At 47.0% G+C, this 18,401-nt stretch carries 15 protein-coding genes; 12 read left to right on the forward strand and 3 right to left on the reverse strand.

Annotation, left to right across the window (positions count from 1 at the left end):
* The first annotated feature begins 2 nt into the window (after positions 1 to 2).
* Both BLR32_RS14790 and BLR32_RS14795 read left to right on the forward strand, forming a co-directional pair.
* A complete protein-coding gene (locus tag BLR32_RS14790; RefSeq protein ID WP_089833061.1) occupies positions 3 to 1,319 on the forward strand; it encodes a lysine N(6)-hydroxylase/L-ornithine N(5)-oxygenase family protein in 1,317 nt (438 codons plus the stop codon).
* Positions 1,320 to 1,428: 109 nt separating this feature from the next.
* Entirely contained in the window at positions 1,429 to 2,661 is a 1,233-nt protein-coding gene (locus tag BLR32_RS14795) for a TCR/Tet family MFS transporter (RefSeq protein ID WP_089834172.1), read from the forward strand.
* Positions 2,662 to 2,849: 188 nt separating this feature from the next.
* Here BLR32_RS14795 and BLR32_RS14800 read toward each other — a convergent pair whose 3' ends face one another.
* Entirely contained in the window at positions 2,850 to 4,295 is a 1,446-nt protein-coding gene (locus BLR32_RS14800; protein WP_089833063.1) for a dermokine domain-containing protein, read from the reverse strand.
* A 193-nt stretch (positions 4,296 to 4,488) separates the two neighbouring features.
* The gene (locus BLR32_RS14805; RefSeq protein ID WP_089834173.1) at positions 4,489 to 5,475 is read right to left on the reverse strand and encodes a hypothetical protein; all 987 of its coding nucleotides are present in this window, start codon (positions 5,473 to 5,475) and stop codon (positions 4,489 to 4,491) included.
* A 690-nt stretch (positions 5,476 to 6,165) separates the two neighbouring features.
* Here BLR32_RS14805 and spt point away from each other — a divergent pair.
* The 10 genes from spt to BLR32_RS14855 are packed head-to-tail and all read left to right on the forward strand — an operon-like array spanning position 6,166 to position 17,194.
* Positions 6,166 to 7,371, forward strand: coding sequence for a serine palmitoyltransferase (gene spt, locus BLR32_RS14810; protein ID WP_089833065.1), 1,206 nt, complete (start codon positions 6,166 to 6,168; stop codon positions 7,369 to 7,371).
* On the forward strand, positions 7,372 to 8,556 hold the full coding sequence (locus BLR32_RS14815) for a GNAT family N-acetyltransferase (protein WP_089833067.1): 1,185 nt from the start codon (positions 7,372 to 7,374) through the stop codon (positions 8,554 to 8,556). It abuts the gene before it with no gap.
* On the forward strand, positions 8,553 to 9,536 hold the full coding sequence (locus tag BLR32_RS14820; protein ID WP_089833069.1) for an NAD-dependent epimerase/dehydratase family protein: 984 nt from the start codon (positions 8,553 to 8,555) through the stop codon (positions 9,534 to 9,536). The genes BLR32_RS14815 and BLR32_RS14820 overlap by 4 nt, the downstream gene beginning before the upstream one ends.
* Before the next feature lie 32 nt (positions 9,537 to 9,568).
* Positions 9,569 to 10,894 (forward strand): inositol-3-phosphate synthase, encoded by a 1,326-nt coding sequence (locus tag BLR32_RS14825; protein ID WP_089833071.1) that lies wholly within the window; start codon positions 9,569 to 9,571, stop codon positions 10,892 to 10,894.
* Positions 10,891 to 11,355 (forward strand): phosphatidylglycerophosphatase A family protein, encoded by a 465-nt coding sequence (locus BLR32_RS14830; protein WP_089833073.1) that lies wholly within the window; start codon positions 10,891 to 10,893, stop codon positions 11,353 to 11,355. Before BLR32_RS14825 ends, BLR32_RS14830 begins: the two co-directional genes overlap by 4 nt.
* Positions 11,352 to 11,747, forward strand: coding sequence for a GtrA family protein (locus BLR32_RS14835; protein ID WP_089833075.1), 396 nt, complete (start codon positions 11,352 to 11,354; stop codon positions 11,745 to 11,747). The genes BLR32_RS14830 and BLR32_RS14835 overlap by 4 nt, the downstream gene beginning before the upstream one ends.
* The gene (locus tag BLR32_RS14840) at positions 11,737 to 14,295 is read left to right on the forward strand and encodes a DUF5686 and carboxypeptidase-like regulatory domain-containing protein (RefSeq protein ID WP_245705434.1); all 2,559 of its coding nucleotides are present in this window, start codon (positions 11,737 to 11,739) and stop codon (positions 14,293 to 14,295) included. Before BLR32_RS14835 ends, BLR32_RS14840 begins: the two co-directional genes overlap by 11 nt.
* Before the next feature lie 19 nt (positions 14,296 to 14,314).
* The gene (locus BLR32_RS14845; protein WP_089833079.1) at positions 14,315 to 15,589 is read left to right on the forward strand and encodes a DUF4833 domain-containing protein; all 1,275 of its coding nucleotides are present in this window, start codon (positions 14,315 to 14,317) and stop codon (positions 15,587 to 15,589) included.
* Between the two features lie 27 nt (positions 15,590 to 15,616).
* On the forward strand, positions 15,617 to 16,237 hold the full coding sequence (locus tag BLR32_RS14850; RefSeq protein WP_089833081.1) for a sterol desaturase family protein: 621 nt from the start codon (positions 15,617 to 15,619) through the stop codon (positions 16,235 to 16,237).
* Between the two features lie 6 nt (positions 16,238 to 16,243).
* Positions 16,244 to 17,194, forward strand: coding sequence for a phosphatase PAP2 family protein (locus tag BLR32_RS14855; RefSeq protein ID WP_089833083.1), 951 nt, complete (start codon positions 16,244 to 16,246; stop codon positions 17,192 to 17,194).
* Here BLR32_RS14855 and BLR32_RS14860 read toward each other — a convergent pair.
* Positions 17,184 to 18,401 carry a tetratricopeptide repeat protein gene (locus tag BLR32_RS14860; protein WP_089833085.1) on the reverse strand — a complete coding sequence of 406 codons (1,218 nt, stop codon included), beginning with the start codon at positions 18,399 to 18,401 and terminating at the stop codon, positions 17,184 to 17,186. The genes BLR32_RS14855 and BLR32_RS14860 overlap by 11 nt on opposite strands.

Genomic DNA, 18,401 nt, shown 5'->3' on the forward strand with positions numbered 1-18,401 from the left:
ACATGAGCACTCCACATACATACGATATTATCGGCATTGGCATAGGTCCTTTCAATCTTGGGCTGGCAGCCTTATTACAACCTGTGAGCAGGATCAATGCGGTATTCTTTGATCAGGCGCCGGGCTTTGACTGGCATCCCGGATTGATGTTAAGCAATGCCACCCTGCAGGTACCTTTCATGGCCGATCTTGTGACCATGGCTGATCCTACCAGTGAATACAGTTTCCTGAATTATCTGAAACAGTCAGGACGATTGTATAAGTTCTATATCAGGGAAGATTTTTTTATCCTGAGAAAAGAATACAATGCCTATTGCAAATGGGCAGCAGAAAGACTGTCCACATGCCGTTTCTCTCATAAGGTGACTGCCGTGCAGTATGAGAATGACAGGCAATTGTATGCAGTGAATACAACACATACCCTCACAGGTAAAACAGAACTGCACTATGCCCGTAAACTGGTATTGGGCACTGGTACACAACCTTACCTGCCTGCATTTGCAAAGAAAGGTATCCTGCCGGATGTGATCCATACATCGGAGTATCTCAACTATAAAGACAAGATAGGAGGGAAGCGTTCCGTAACAGTTATAGGCTCAGGACAGAGCGCAGCAGAAGTGTTTTCCGACCTGCTGCCACTGGCGGAAAATGGTATGCAGTTAAACTGGTTCACCCGTCCTGACAGGTTCTTTCCGATGGAGTACTCAAAACTTACACTGGAACTAACCTCACCTGAATATGTGGATTATTTCTACAGTATGCCTGCAGAAAGCAGACAGGAACTGTTATCGAAACAGAATCCACTCTTCAAGGGTATTAACTATGATCTCATTAACCAGATCTTTGATACCCTATACGGGATGAGTGTTGACCAGGATATTTCACATATACAGTTACGCCCCAATGTACAGCTCAATGATATAACGTATAACGGTAACAGGCATACGCTTTATCTGACACAGGTGCAGCAGCAACAGTCATTTACCCAGGAGACGGATTTTGTGGTGCTTGCTACTGGTTATAAATACCGTGAGCCGGCTTTCCTGGAAGGTATCAGCGAACGTATCATCAGAAGGGAAGATCAGTTGTTTGATGTACAGCGTAACTACGCCATAGACCTTCATGGGGATGAGATCTTTGTGCAGAATGCAGAGCTGCACACACATGGTTTTGTAACGCCCGATCTGGGAATGGGTGCTTATCGCAATTCCTGTATCATCAATGCGATAGCAGGAGAGGAGATCTACCATGTAGAAAAGCGGATTGCTTTCCAGCAATTCGGGGTAGAAGCATCCATACCAGCTATTACAGCTATATAAATAAGTACACGGGACATTGTCAATGAAATACGGAGGCACGGCGTCTGTTGGCGCTGTGTCTCCTGATCTTCCGCAACCTACTTTTCATACAAACGATACTGCATCTGATATGCAAAAAATAGTCTCGCCGGCGCAATCGCGTTCAGCGCTCATTTTCATCTTTATCACACTGCTGATTGATGTAACAGGATTGGGAATCATCATTCCTGTGCTACCGAAACTGATAGAACAGCTGATCCATGGCAATATGGGAGAAGCGGCTGCTATCGGTGGCTGGCTGACGTTTGCCTATGCCCTGGTGCAGTTTGTCTGTGCGCCGGTACTGGGTAACCTGAGCGACCGTTATGGACGGCGTCCCGTATTATTGTTGTCCTTGCTCGGTTTCGGATTAGACTACTTCTTTATGGCATTTGCCCCAACCATCATATGGCTGTTTGCCGGCCGTATCATATCCGGTGTGATGGGCGCCAGTTTTACCACCGCAGCAGCCTATATAGCAGATGTCAGCACACCTGAGAAGCGTACCCAGAACTTCGGTATCATCGGCGCCGCTTTTGGACTGGGCTTTATACTTGGTCCGCTGATGGGAGGTGGCTTAGGACAGTTTGGTCCGAGGGCGCCCTTTATCGCGGCAGGCATTTTGAGCTTGTTGAATGTTGCCTACGGCTACCTGGTACTTCCGGAGTCATTACCTGCAGGGAATAGGCGGGCCTTTGAATGGAAACGCGCCAATCCGGTTGGCTCGCTGGTACAGATGAAGCAATATCCGGCCGTATATGGGCTGATTGCCACCCTGGTGCTGATCTATATTGCCAATAACGGTGTTCAGACCACCTGGGCCTTCTATGGTATGCAGAAGTTTAGTTGGGATGAAGCCTGGGTAGGATATTCACTCGGCTTTAGCGGCTTGCTGGTCGCCATTGTACAGTTGGGTCTGATCCGGCTGATCATTCCCCGTATCGGGACTAAAAAGAGCCTGTATATCGGACTGGCATTTTACAGCCTGGGATTGCTGCTGTTTGCATTTGCCACCAGCGGCTGGATGATGTTTGTGATACTGGTGCCTTATTCGTTGGGGAATATTGCGAGCCCGGCCTTACAGAGTATCATCACAGGGCAGATCTCTTCTTCTGAACAGGGAGCATTACAGGGAGGACTGACCAGTCTCATGAGCGTTACCACGATCGTCGCGCCGCCCCTGATGGGTAGTTTGTTTGCCTGGTTTACCGGGAATGATGCGCCTTTCCTTTTCCCGGGCGCTCCTTTCTTCGTTAGCGGAGTGCTTGTGTTCGTGAGTATTTTCCTGGCCATTAAAAGCATGCGGAAACCCAATGTCAGATGAGGATTGCATCAATCTTCTATATCTCTTTTATGCTTTACCGTCATTTCCATATCACTTCACCGGCATATGTATATCGATTCGATATAGAGATGCCGGTAAAATGATATGGAAATGACGGTAAAGCGATATGGAAGTAAGAAGGAAACATGCTACACACAAGCAATCTGTAAGCATACAATTACGTATTACTAGCCTCTGGTACGACCGGCTCTTCCGCTGGAAGAACCATTGGTTCTGCCTCCGGAGGAATTGTTATTCCTTCCGCCACCTTGATAGCTTCCCTCACTTCTTCCGCCATTTTGTGAGCCGCCTCCCCAGGTGTTACCACGGGTGCCTCCTTCAGTTCTTCCTCCGGTTTGTGAATTACCTCCCCAGTTATTACCACGGGTGCCTCCTTCAGTTCTTCCACCACCCTGCGAGTTACCTCCCCAGGTATTACCACGTGAACCACCTTCATTTCTTCCACCATTCTGAGAGTTACCACCCCATGTACCGCCCTGGTAATTTCCTGAGCTGCCCTGAGGACGTCCGCCTCTGATGCTGCCATCGTTGCGTGAGCCCCTGTTGTCGTTGTAATATCCCTGGCGACCGCCGTTCCATCCATAATTATCCCGGCCGGAGCGATTGTCGCGGTAACCGTTGTTGTAATTCCTGCCGCCGTAATAGTTGTTCCTGTTATACCCGTTATAGCCATTATAGCCATTATAGCGGCCGCCATTATACCTGCCGGGGAAATGACCCCGGTCGGCTCTTGCTGAGCGGTAATTGGTCACTATTACGCGATTACGGTTATAAACAAAGCCGGAATAGGTCCTTATGGGATAATACATCCCACGGGCAGGGACGATCCTTCTTACGGGAGCGTATCCATATCCATACATGTAGTGATGGCATACAGGGCGATAGGCGTATACCGGCATCGGGCGCCAGGGCCTCCACCATCCGGGGGGATTGATCCAGGACCAGGGAGAGGTCCATACCACATAGGCTGGGGCATATACCCGGCGTACGCAGGGCCAGAACCATACGTTCACAAATACCCCAGCAGGAGCAATCCTGGCTGTGTTGGCATCAGCCGCAGGGCCATGTGCACGGGAAGGCGTATAATCGAAGGAATTATCTTCGGCGGAATACAGGCTGTCGGATGTTTCCACTGGTTCAGTCAGGGTGGTTTCGCCATAGATGTCTTCATCGCCGGCTATCTGGATAACGGCGGTGTTCTCGCCGGTCTTTTCCAGTTCGATAACGGCCACATCCTGGCTTTCCTGGTTAGATACCAGTGCCTGTATGATAAAGAGTTGTACCTGGTTTTGCTTTTTATTGATCACCCGCAGGTAGTCGATATTGCCATCCCCGTTCAGGTCAAGGTTGTTGACCTTGTTCGCTTCTGTATTCAGCAGTCTTTCAAATTCTTCCGGAGTACTGGCCTGTTTGAAAAGGGTAAGTGCCCCCTGCAGACTGAAGTTGTCGCCTGGTAAGCCGGTAGAATCGTGATCGGGAGGAGACCAGCTGGCATTATCCCATTCATCTGGTTGTTCCTGTAATTGTTGCCGGGGATTGTAATCCTGCGCATTGGCATCTAATACCGGTAAAAGGGATATGAGCAGCACAGGTAGGGATAGGCGAATCTTCATGGCAGAAATGTTTAGTATATAACTAATAAACGAAGTTGAATGTACGAATAGTTTAATAATGCAATATGTGTGCCGTAATTTAGAAGGGGCGCGGGTTTAAAAAGAAGAAGGGCCTTATAATATATCGTTGTAAGACAACATATTATAAGACCCTTACTATGATGAGTAGTTTTCTGCTGATCTGCCTGAGGACTTAATTCCCTCTCTCAGCCCTTTTGCGGCTGCCTCTTGTTCTGTTCCCGCTGCTTCGTCCTCCCCGGTTTTCACTTACCCTTGTCCCTCTGTCAGCTCTGCCTCCCCTGTTAATAGCGCTACCCCTGTCAGCCCTTACTGGTGTGGACGACTGGTATTGTCTGCCGCCACTATTGGTCCTGTTAGGTGTATATCGGTTTACATTCCTGGTAGTACGGTAATTGTTCACAACCACCCTGTTACGGTTAATAACAGTCACGGAAGTGGTTCTTACGGGGCGATAAATGACCCGGGCAGGAGGGATCCTTTGAACCGGTACTACAACATATCTGCGGGCATAGGCATAACGAACTGGCCGGTATACATGCCAGGGCAGGGGGCGCCAGGGACGATACCATACCGGGCGGCTGTACCACGTCCACGGGGATACCCATACAGCATATGCTGGTGCATATACGAAACGTACGCAGGGCCATAACCATACGTTCACCACAATACCCTCAGGAGAGGCGGCGGCAGGGCCATGGCTGGCGGTGGTATAGTTAAATGCATTGTCTCCTTCTTCTGCAGGTTCGGCGATAACAGATTCGCCATAAATGTCTGCATCGCCTACGATCTGGACGATGGCGTTATTGTCGCCTGTCTTTTCCAGTTCGATCACCGCTATATCCTGGCTTTCTGTGGATGAAACCAGTGCCTGCAGGATAAAGACCTGTACATCATTATCTTTTTTGTTGACAACGCGGATATAATCAGTGTTGCCATCTTCATTGAGATCCAGGTTGTTAACTTTGTTGTCGGCAGAGTTCAGGAGCTTTTCAAATGCTTCAGGGGATGCCGATTGTTTAAACAGGTCCAATGCCCCCTGGAGGCTGAAATTATCGCCCGGCAGACCGGTAGAATCCTGTTCGGGTTGATCCTGGGCTGATACTGTTAAGGTCATGCCCAGGCATACGATGCATGCGGTAAAGTAATGTCGGATATTCATGTACTTGATTTTTTGGGATACTCCCGGGTGCACCTGATAATCCGGGGAATATAGGTCCCGGTTATCTTTACTGTAACTACTGTGAGTATATATAGGTAGACTGCCGGAAACGGGTATAGTTTAACGGGAGGGGCAGAGAAGGCCGGGGAAGGATGAATTTTGCTTTGTTTTTATGTAAATAAAGCTAATAATCAATTGGATAGTCGTAATTATTGACCGTTGCTAACACAGATGATGAAATTACCACTTTGTTGTATATATGTAATATTTTGACGTCAAACCCTAATGTTTTTAGGTTTTAATTGAAATTTTTTCCTAATTTGGTGCCGTCATTCTGGTTTGATATTTATAAACCGGCTTATGATCTACCTTAGACCACAACTAGATATACTGTTAGACCTTCGATTCTTATCACCTATTGTTTAGTTACAACCCGTAGCTACATGTTTAAACCGCAACTAGCATACTGTTAGAGTTATGGAATCCGTCTTATGCCGGAGTACGTAATTTGATTGACATAATTATTAAACACTGCTTGTTTGCGGGGACTTTATCGCTTACCGTCATCGATTCACTGCAAATTTTTAGTGTTCAATATATAAATTTGGATCTGAAAACTTTTTCAGAACAGATAATCTTATACTTTCGCATAAAGTAGAAAGATTATACAACAGCTTAAGATATATCAGAATGAGCAAATTGTTACGTGCAAAGGAAGCCTCATTGGCCAGAGTTTACACTACCAAGGAAAAAGGGATCTACCCTTATTTTAGACCGATCTCTTCTTCTCAGGACACTGAAGTTGATATTGACGGTAAGAAAGTGTTAATGTTCGGATCAAACTCCTACCTGGGATTGACGAACCATCCCAAGGTGAAAGAGGCCGCCAAACGTGCCATTGACAAGTATGGTACGGGTTGTGCAGGTTCAAGGTTCCTCAATGGTACCCTTGATCTCCACCTGGAACTGGAGCGTCGTCTGGCGGAGTATGTGGGAAAGGAAGCCGCGCTGTGTTTCAGCACAGGTTTCCTGGCGAATCAGGGTGCATTATCGAGCCTGACCGGCCGTAATGACTACATCATTCTGGATGAACTGGACCATGCTTCCATTATCGATGGTAGCCGTCTGTCCTTTTCGAAAGTTGTCAAGTACCGCCACAACAACATGGAGGACCTGGAGGCTAAATTATCAGCACTTCCGCAGTCTTCCATCCGTCTGATCGTTGTGGATGGTGTATTCAGTATGGAAGGTGATATTGCCCGCCTGCCGGAAATCGTAGCACTGGCAGATACTTATGGCGCCAGTGTGATGGTAGATGATGCGCACGGACTGGGAGTAATTGGAGTGAATGGTGCCGGTACCGCGTCTCATTTTGGTCTTACTGACAAAGTAGACGTCATCATGGGTACTTTCAGTAAGTCTTTTGCGTCTCTGGGTGGCTTTATTGCCGGCGACAAAGATGTGATCGAATACCTGAAGCATGCCGCCCGCTCCCTGATCTTCAGTGCGAGTATGACGCCTGCAGCCGCAGCCAGCGTAATTGCTACCCTGGATATCATCCAGTCTGAGCCTGAGCATATCCAGCGCCTGTGGGACAATACCAACTATGCACGTAACTTATTAAAAGAAGCAGGTCTCGATACCGGAGATGTGTCAGAAACCCCTGTTATACCGATCTATATCAGGAATGAAGAAAGTGTTTTCCGCATCACCCGTATGCTGCAGGATGAAGGCATCTTCGTGAACCCGGTAGTACCTCCGGCTGTTCAACCGGATGCGACACTGATCAGGTTCTCCCTGATGGCAACGCACACCTTCAGCCAGATTGAGATGGCTGTAGATAAAATAGCGGAGACATTTACACGTGCGGGTATACCTTTAAAGCAAAAAATATAAATGGAAACATTGCAGACATCTCAGCAAACGGTACATGCTCCGCAACAAACCAACGGTTTACCAAAAGTGATCGTTCAAGCGGTTACTACCAAGAAGCAGTTGGCGCAGTTCATCGATTTCCCGCACGACCTGTACAGGAACGATGAAAAATATGTACCTGAGTTGTTTATTGCTCAACGTGACCTTCTGACTCCCGGAAAACATCCTTTCCATGAACATTCAGCGTTGCAGGGATTCCTTGCCTTCCGCGGTAATGAATTAGTGGGCAGGATAGCAGCTATCGACAATAAGAATCACAATATTTTCAATAAAACGAACGATGGCTTCTTTGGTTTCTTCGATTGTATCAACGACAATGAAGTAAGCCAGGCCTTGTTCAACGCAGCCATCAAATGGCTGAAAGAACGCAGACTGAGTACCCTGATCGGCCCTGTTAACTTCTCTACCAACGAAACCTGCGGGTTGCTGATAGAAGGATTTGACGGTCCGCCGGTGGTGATGATGACCTATAATTATCCCTACTACGTCAAACTGATTGAAGAACAGGGGTTGGCCACCAAGATCACCATGTTCGCCTGGAAGATCATTCCTGAGTACATGGAAGACCGTCCTTACCGTGTGATGGAAGTGATAAAGGAGCGACTGACAAGGCGTAATATCACCTTCCGTAAGGTGAACATGAAGAAGTTCGATGAGGAGGTAAAAGCCATCCATGCTATCTATAACAGCGCCTGGGACAAGAACCTTGGTTTTGTGCCAATGACAGAGAAGGAGTTCGAATACCTGGCGAAAGATCTGAAAATGATCCTGGATCCTGATTTTGGTATTGTAGCAGAAGAGAACGGGAAAATGATAGGGTTTGCCCTGGCTATCCCGGATATTAACCAGATCCTCATAAAGATCAAAAGAGGACGCCTGTTTCCAACAGGAATACTGAAACTGTTACTGGGCAAAAAGAAAATAAACGGTGTGCGTGTGCTGGCATTGGGCGTATTGGAATCTCACCGCAAACTGGGCATCGATGCCTGTTTTTATGGAGAATTAATGAAGGTAGGCAGGGCAAAAGGTGTTGCTTACGGAGAAGGGTCCTGGATACTGGAAACCAACGACATGATGAATGCCGCTATGCGCGGCATCAATGCCGATCCATACCGGACTTATAGGATATACGAAAAAGAGATATGAAACCCCGGATACTGATAACAGGTGCCAGCGGTTTTGTAGGATATCATCTGGTAGAGGCAGCTCTTGACGCAGGAATGGAAGTTTATGCTGCCGTGCGTGCGTCAAGTAGTGTCTCCCACCTGAAACATTTGCCGATAAATTTTGTTTATCCTGATTTCAGCAGTAAAGATGATCTGAAGAATCTGATTTTGGAGTACGGATTCGACTACATCATTCATGGGGCAGGTACAACAAAGGCAAAGTCTTTGGACGAATATAACAGGATCAATGCAGGGTATACCCTGAACCTGGCAGTAGCAGCCGGGGAATCTAAGGTCCCCATTAAGAAATTTGTATTTATCAGCAGTCTGGCGGCCGTAGGCCCCATCGCATATGATGCCAGCTGGCCTGTACCGGATGTGGATAAGCCCCAACCGGTGACCAGTTACGGAAAAAGTAAGTTACTGGCTGAAGAATACCTGGGAGTTATTTCAGATGTCCCCTGGGTAGTATTAAGGCCCACCGCAGTGTATGGGCCAAGAGAACGGGACCTTTTCGTATTGTTCAAGACGTACAGACGGGGTTTGGAACCTTATATGGGCAAAGGCGCCCAGTGGCTGAGTTTTGTCTACGTAAAGGATCTCGCACAAGCAGCATTGCTGGCACTGACAGCTCCTGTATCGGGAACTATGTATAACATTTCAGATGGTAAACGGTATGACCGTTACGCACTGGCCGATGTTATAAAGCAATATCTGAAGCTGCGCACTTTTCGTATTCACCTACCTCTGCCTGTTATTAGAACTGTTGCCACTATTATGGAAATGGTGAGTCGTGGGGCTCCCTTGCTGAATAGGGACAAACTGAATGAGCTGACGGCAGAGAACTGGGATTGTAATATTGAAAAGATACGGCAGGACCTGGGCTATCGCCCTGTATATGACCTCGAAAAGGGTATGCGGGAAACGCTGGACTGGTACACCGCCAATAAATGGTTTTGATTAAAACAGTTAAATAAAAGTCTCACATTTTTATGAAACATCAAATTAAAGAAGCAAAAGGGAAATTGGGTGTCCTGATGCCGGGCCTTGGCGCGGTAGCCACGACATTCATTGCCGGAGTAGAATCAATTAAGAAAGGGCTGTCAAAGCCCATTGGCTCTGTGGCACAGATGGGCCATATCCGACTGGGAAAAAGAACTGAAAACAGGAATCCGCTGATTAAGGACTTCGTTCCCTTAGCAAATCTGAATGACCTGGTATTTGGTGGTTGGGATGTGTATGAGGACAATGTGTATACCGCCGCAGTAAAAGCTGAAGTACTTGACAGGTTTATGCTGGAAGCTATCAGGCCTGAACTGGAATCCATCGTTCCAATGAAGGCGGCTTTCGATAAAAACTTTGTTAAAAATCTGGATGGTACACACGTTAAGGACTACAAGACCCGTTATGACCTGGCACAGGCCGTAATAGAGGACATTAAAAATTTCCAGAAAGAAAAAGGTTGTGACCGTGTTGTAATGGTATGGTGCGGTTCTACCGAAATATATCACGAAGCTGCAGATGTTCACCAGTCGCTGGCTGCATTTGAACAGGGGCTGAAAGATAACGATCCGCGTATTGCTCCAAGCATGATCTATGCATATGCGGCGCTGACCCTGGGCGTTCCTTTTGCGAACGGTGCGCCAAACCTGACCTGTGACATTCCTGCACTCGTAGAATTGTCCAAGAAAACTAAAACTCCGATCGCCGGTAAAGACTTCAAAACCGGTCAGACCCTGATGAAGACCATCCTGGCCCCAGGTTTGCAGGCACGTGCGCTGGGTATGGAAGGCTGGTTCTCTACTAACATCCTGGGTAACCGCGACGGTTGGGTACTGGACGATCCGGATAACTTTAAGACAAAAGAAGTATCCAAACTGGGTGTATTGGAAGATATCCTGATGCCGGAGGAAAATCCTGAGTTATATGGCGATATGTACCATAAGATCAGGATCAACTATTATCCTCCGCGTAAGGACAACAAGGAAAGTTGGGATAACATCGACATCTTCGGATGGATGGGCTATAAAATGCAGATCAAGGTGAATTTCCTTTGCCGTGATTCCATCCTGGCGGCGCCAATCGTACTCGACCTCGCTCTGTTCATCGACTTTGCGAAGCGTGCCGGTATGAGCGGTATCCAGGAGTGGCTGTCCTTCTATCTGAAATCACCACAAACAGCACCAGGCCTGCGTCCTGAGCATGACATCTTCAAACAGCTGATCAAGTTGCAGAACACCCTGCGTTACCTGATGGGCGAAGATTTGATCACGCACCTGGGTCTGGATTATTACGAAGGAATTTTAAACGAAGGATGATCCGAATTCATAAAATAATCGCTACCAGCCTGGGCATAGGCTACATTGGCAAGGGAGGGGGCACGGTTGCTGCCGCCGTGACAGCTCTTTGCTGGTACCTTGCGCAGGCTGGTGGTAATATATCTGCCCTATGGCAGGTAGCCATTACCATTGCCATCACAATGTTAGGCATTTGGTCCGGTACGGAAGTTGAACCTCATTGGGGGAAGGACGACAAGAAAGTAGTGATAGATGAAGTGTCTGGTATGTGCTTCAGTCTGCTGTTCCTGCCGGTAACCCCCGGTTATGTGCTGGCGGGACTTGTATTGTTCAGATTCTTTGATATCCGTAAACCATTACTGATCCGCCGCACCGAGGCGCTGCCCGGTGGATGGGGAGTAATGATGGATGACGTGGTAGCAGGAGTATATACCAACTTGTTACTGCAGATTGTGTATCACAGTAACGTTTTTGGAGGATGATGAAATTTTTGAAGGCTCAGGCCTCCTCACTGATAGCAACAGGCTTGGATTTCCTTGTGGTGATCCTGCTGTCAACCCAGGCGGGAGCCTGGTACGTCGGTGCGAATATGGCTGGTACCTTTGCAGGTGGAGCCGCCAATTTTATGATTAACAGGCAGTGGGTCTTTAATAAGGAGAAAGGCGCGATAGGAGGACAGGCACTGCGCTATGGTATCACCTGGGTGGGAAATATGCTGCTGAATGCAGCAGGCGTGTGGCTCATACTACATTTTACAGGATGGTACAGTCTTATAGAAAGAGTAGCCATGGTTAAAATGATAGTATCATTACTGATTGGTTTTACGTATAGTTATATAATGCAGAAGCGGTTCGTTTTTAAAGATGTTAGATAGAATGAATGGTAGTAAAAATATTAGTTTAGGTCTTTTGTTATTGCTTACGCTCGGCTTTAGTTCAGTATTTGCACAGACAACGAAGGTGAAAGGTGTAGTTACAGACAAAACAGGTGCACCTTTGCCCTTTGTGAGTGTCTTTGTGCCCGGTACTTCCTTTGGCATCGCTACTGATGCTGCAGGCCGGTACGAATTGCAGTTTGATAGCCCAAAAGATAGTGTACGGTTTTCCCTGATGGGGTATAAAACCGTTGTAGTACGCGTACAGAGAGGTAATGAACAGGTCAGGAATGTGACCCTGGAAAGTGGCGCAAAGGTCCTGAATGAGTTTGTAGTTCGGCGTAAGAAAGAAAGATACCGTAACAAGGATAACCCGGCTGTAGAGTTGATCCGACTGGTCATTGATAACAAATCAAAGAACAGAATGGAGCATTATGACTATGCCAATTATAACCAGTACGAGAAACTGGAGTTTGCACTAAGCAATCTCTCAGATAAGATCCGTAACAACCGGTTCACCCGGAAGTATAAATTCGTGTTCGACAACCAGGATACCACCAAAATGGAAGGACGCTCGCTCCTGCCAATGTACCTGGAAGAAAGACTGGCAGACGTGTACTTCCGCAGGGACCCTGAAAAGAAGAAAACAATTGTCACTGCTGATAAGAAGGTCAGCTTTGAGAACTATATAGATAACCGCGGTCTGAGCGCTTATCTGAACCACATCTATCAGGACGTGGACATCTACGACAACAACATGATGTTGTTCACCAACCAGTTCCTGAGCCCTATTGCAGATGCGGGTCCTACTTTCTACAAGTACTTCATTGCCGATACCATTAAAACAGCAGACAGCACAAAACTGATTGTCCTGGAATTCTACCCCAGGAATAAAGCAGACCGTTTGCTGGAAGGTAAACTGTACATCACGCTGGATGGGAAATACGCGATACAGAAGGCAGATATGACCGCCAATAAGGAGATCAATCTGAACTTTATCCGTGATTTCCACCTCTATATGGACTTCGAGAAGACGCCTGACGGCCGTTACTTCATGAACAAGAATACCCTGATGGCCGATTTTGGTCTCTTTAAGGGTAAGAGCGGTCTTTACGGAGAACGTACAGTGTCTCTGAAGAACATGGTGATCAATAAGCCGATGCCTGCCAGTTTCTACGAAGGAAGCTCCTATGTGGAGAATGAGCAGAATGTTGAGAAACCGGAAAGCTTCTGGGAACAGAACAGACATGATACACTGACAACTGCAGAATCGAAGGTATATGCCAATATCGATAGTCTGCAGCACATGAAATCCTTCAAACGTACCATGGATATCGCTACCCTGCTGTTGGCCGGCTGGAAGAGCGTAGGTCCCAAGTTTGAAGTAGGCCCGGTGAACACCTTCTATAACTTCAACCCGGTGGAAGGTTTCCGTCTGAGGTTAGGTGGAAGGACCACGCCTAAGTTCAATAAGAGCATTTACCTGGAAGGATATGGCGCTTACGGTTTCAAGGATGAGAAATGGAAATATTACTTCGGAGGTTCTTATGCCTTTAATCATAAGTCCATTTACGACTGGCCAGTACGCGCCATTAAGGCCAGCTTCCAGCACGATACGAAGATTCCTGGTCAGGAGCTGCAGTTCGTACAGGAAGACAACTTCCTGCTGTCATTCAAACGTGGTAACAACGATAAATGGCTGTATAATGACATCTTCAGGATATATTATCTCCATGAGCTGTACAATCACTCCTCTTTCCAGGTGGGCTTCAAACACTGGGAGCAGACGCCTGCCGGTACGCTATCTTACTACAAAGGTACCAGCGTTCCAGATAGTGTGAAGAAGATCTCTACCTCAGAACTGTCGCTGGAGCTCCGCTGGGCGCCTCATGAGCAGTTCTACCAGGGAAAGAACTTCAGGATACCTATCCCCAACAAATATCCTATCTTCACACTTAGAGCAATCGCGGGAGTGAAGGGGCTGGCAGGAGGTGATTATAACTACCAGAACATCACTCTGAATATTTATAAGATGGTATACCTTTCTCAGCTGGGGTATAGTGAGGTAGTAGTAGAGGGTGGTTACATCTTCGGGCACATACCTTATCCGTTGTTGACCATTCACAGAGCGAACCAGACATATGCTTACCAGTTACAGTCTTATAACCTGATGAACTTCCTGGAATTTGTGAGCGACCGCTATGCTGGTATAAATATTGACCATAGCTTTAATGGATTTATCTTCAATAAGATACCTTTGCTGAAAAAACTGAAACTCCGTGAAGTAGCAACAATAAAGGTATTGTACGGAGGATTGAGCAAGGGCAATGATCCAAGACTGGATCCGTCGAAGATACAGTTCTCAAATTATGCAGATGGAGTACCAATTACTTATACACTGGGCAATACGCCATATGTGGAAGGTAGTGTTGGTGTTGCCAATATATTTAAACTGCTCAGGTTAGATCTCGTTAAGCGATTTACATACCTGGATAACCCATTGATTGCCAATTGGGGTATCAGAGGCAGGGTTAGATTTGATTTTTAATGTTTTTCAATCGTAAGCCATGAAAAAACGATTCAGAGATAAGCTGCAGCAAGCAATTTACGTGGTGATCAACCCTCTGGTAAAGGGCTTAATAAAGCTGGGGCTGACGCCTAACGCCGTGACCCTGATAGGGTTCCTGCTGAACGTGGGTGTGGTAGTAATATTTGTGACGGGAGTTGAGGAAGGCCACAGGGGAGACCTGTCTTACGTAGGATGGGCCGGCGCCCTGATCCTTTTTGCAGGATTATTTGATATGCTGGACGGGCAGGTAGCCCGCCTGGGGAATATGGGGTCGCGATTTGGCGCCCTGTTTGATTCCGTACTGGACCGTTATAGTGAAATGGTCCTGTTCCTGGGGATCTGTTATTACCTGATCGGACATCACTATTTCCTTAGTTCCATATTTGCCTTTATTGCACTGATCGGCTCTATGATGGTAAGTTATACCAGGGCGCGTGCAGAAGGCCTCGGTATTGAGTGTAAAGGTGGGCTGATGCAACGCCCGGAAAGGATCGTGATCATTTCCGTATCTGCTATCGCCTGCGGTATCACTTCACACTTCATCGGCGGGGACTATAAACTGTTCGTACCAGGTATTCCTTTCCATATATTCGAGACCATTTCGATCTTCACCTTCCCGCTGTTCATCATGGCCATTATGACAAACATTACTGCCATCGGCCGCCTGAAGGATGCAAAGAAAGCGATAGACCAGCAGGACCAGGTAACCCGCGTGATCAGAAGCGCTACCACTACTCCGGTAGTTGCCCTGCTGATTATGGTACTGCCTTTTATGGCAGTAGCCAACGCACAAACGACGAAAGCAGAACCGGTATTCCCGGTACCGACCAATATTCCGCATATGCTGTTTTATATGCAGCGTACGCCCAATGCGAACACTATTATCTACGACCTGAACCTACAACAGGATGGTACACTGGATGAAGATGAACCGGTAAATATTTACTGGATCAGGTACACCGAAAAAGGTGAAAAGAAGGGATTAAATTATATACAACGTAAATTTGCGTACGGACTGAAGGTTAAGCAACTGGCGAAAGACAAGTATGAATTACGTTCCGTAGCCTATGACAAGAAAAAGATGTACCTGATGAAGTCGGCCCAGGGCGACTACCATATCTACACACAGATTGGTAGCGTAATGGCTCAGCTGAACAGGATCTACCTGCAGATCGAAGGTGGCACTTTCTGGTTTCCTAATGTGGTATACGTAGAAATGAAAGGGATAGATCCTGCTACCGGCAAAGAAATAAAGGAGCAGTTTAAGCCATAAAAGGTTGATTGTTAAATTTACAAACGAATGAGTAATAGACAGTACGTTTCCAACTCGCAGGAGTCTGTACCTATGTTCAAGAACCGATTGCTGGAAAGTTTATCTAAAGTACATTTCAGCGTTCCGCTGTTCTTATATGTTCCTGTGATCATTTATTGTAGCTGGATGGCGTTGGCAACAGTGAAAACAGGCGTTGGATTATGGTTGCTCTGTATAGCAGCAGGTATCTTTATCTGGTCGCTGACAGAATACATCATGCATCGCTTTGTATTCCATTTTGTACCGAAGTCTTCCTGGGGTCTAAAGCTGCACTTCATTTTTCATGGTGTGCACCATGATTATCCCAACGACAGGCTGCGCCTGGTATTGCCTCCATCTGTGAGCATACCGCTGGCACTAGGCTTCTGGTTCCTGTATAGGAGTTTTATACCCGAAATATATTTTTACGGATTTTATGCAGGTTTCATCGGCGGATATCTTTTCTATGATATCTCCCACTATGCCCTGCATCATTTCAATTTCAAGGCAAAGTTCTGGAAGAAGTTAAAGAAACACCACATGATGCATCACTATGCCGATGCTTCCAAAGGGTATGGCGTAAGTTCTTCATTCTGGGACAAGATCTTCGGATCAGATTTTCAAAAGTGAGATAAGATGGATGCACCGGTTCCTGCCAGGCCTACAACTGCTTTTTTTGATAGGCGAAATATGCTGATCGTTACTGCGATCAGCATTGCTTATCTGTTGCTTTCCACCTGGCTGGTTGGCTTTAAGAGTGATCAGCTGTGGCTGATAGCGATTTTCAATGTTTGCTATTACGTATCAAGACCGACCCGGCGTTTTATACTGGGTTTTTCGATCTTCATTTTTTACTGGATCGTGTTCGACTATATGAAGGCCTTCCCGAATTACCTGACGGGACCTGTACATATTAAGGACATCTACGAGACAGAAAAAGCATGGTTTGGCGTGATGATGGATGGAGTGAGAGTTACTCCCAATGAATACTGGCTGCATCATACCCGCGTATGGCTGGATGTGCTGACAGGATCATTCTATTTATGCTGGGTGCCGGTACCGCTGGCATTTGCTACATACCTGTTCTATAAGGATAGGCTGGCATTCCTGCATTTTGCCTTTACCTTTATACTGGTTAACTGGGTGGGATATATCGTTTATTACACCTATCCCGCTGCGCCACCATGGTATGTACAGATGCATGGTTTTGATTTCATTGCGAGCACACCGGGTAATACAGCAGGACTGGCCAGGTTTGACGCTGCGCTGAACGTTAATATCTTCGGATCATTATATGCAAAAGGATCAAACGTATTTGCGGCAATGCCATCATTGCATTCTGCATATCCGCTGATCGTATTCTTTTATGCGAGGAAGACCACTAATTTGTTCTTTACAACCATTTTCGGCATCATTGCCCTCGGTATCTGGTTTGCAGCAGTTTACACCAGCCATCACTATGTGCTGGATGTATTGGCAGGTATTGCCTGTGCGGCCGTAGGTATTGCCTTATACCGGCTCGTATTAATGAGAAGTGTGGCTTATAATGAGCGGATCAGCAAGTATTATGCAGCTGTTACGAAGTAGCAGCTTTTTGTTTGTCCAGGCGGCGTAACAATTCTTCCACTTCATTGCCATAATTACGTTTAAAGTGAAATCGTTGCGCCTTTAGCAGCATTTCCCTGGCAGTGTCTTCGTCTTGTTCTTTCAGGGCGAGCAATGCCAGGTTTCTGTAGGCATAGGCATTGCCTTTATTGAACTGCAGTGATTTCAATATGAGTTCCCTGGCAGCTACCGGAAATCCCAGGTGCATCAGTACATACCCTTTATTGTTGTAGGCATAGGCACATTCTTCATCATATGCTATAGCCTGATCGAAATAAGAGATCGCCTCCACATACAGCTCCAGCTTAATACACTCAAACCCAAGGCTATTCAGCAATTCGGAAGATCCCGGATTCAGGGATAGGGCATGTGCGTACAGGCGTTGTGCCCATGCATGGTTGCCCAACTCACTGTAACAATGCGCTACTTCTGCCAGCACGCCTGTATGTTGCGGATGTTTCTTGTGTACCTTTTCATAAAAGGGGAGGGCCTTCTGAAAATTCCTTTCCACTCTCCAGGTCACCCCCGACAGCCACAATGCGTTCACATGATCGGGCTGCATCTGTAACACCAGGTGGCAAAGTGCCCGGCACCTGTGTATATCATTATATTGCAGCAGGGCCTGTGCCTCCCCGAAATATCTTTCCACAGCAAGTTTCTTTTGCCGGGGACCGTAAAACAGCCGGATCAGCGGGTGGAAGAAACTGACATGGGAAGTTTTGATACGGGGGCTACGGAAAGGGACATCGACCTGGATCTTCCTGAGCGCCAGGATCTGTTCCAGGTAGCCGTCGAAGATGATACCAAGGGACTGGAATTTGTACTGGCAGCGGTTTTCTATGCTGAGCAGCGAGAGAATGATGTGCTGCGGGTGGAGCTGTTCATCTCCCAGCTTTTTCTGGTAGTAAGCCGCATTTTCCAGCATTCTTTCGGCCTCGGTCATGATGGGTACTTTGGGCCTGTTACCCGCAGGAATGGGCGTACCGGGGCGTTGTTCCCAGTTAAGAGCATGCAGCCACTGGACAAGCTTTTCCCTGTCAGATGCATCGATCGCGATATCACTGGCGTAGGAGTCCAGAATACCCAGGAGGATCATCTGACTGTCTATGTAAAAAAGCTTCCTTTCCAGGCTAAAAGTCCTGGCATAGGCAAATGCTGTCTTCAGTTCATAGGAGGAAGTCAAAAGCAT

The organism is Chitinophaga filiformis (assembly GCF_900102545.1).
Classification (GTDB): Bacteria; Bacteroidota; Bacteroidia; order Chitinophagales; family Chitinophagaceae; genus Chitinophaga; species Chitinophaga filiformis.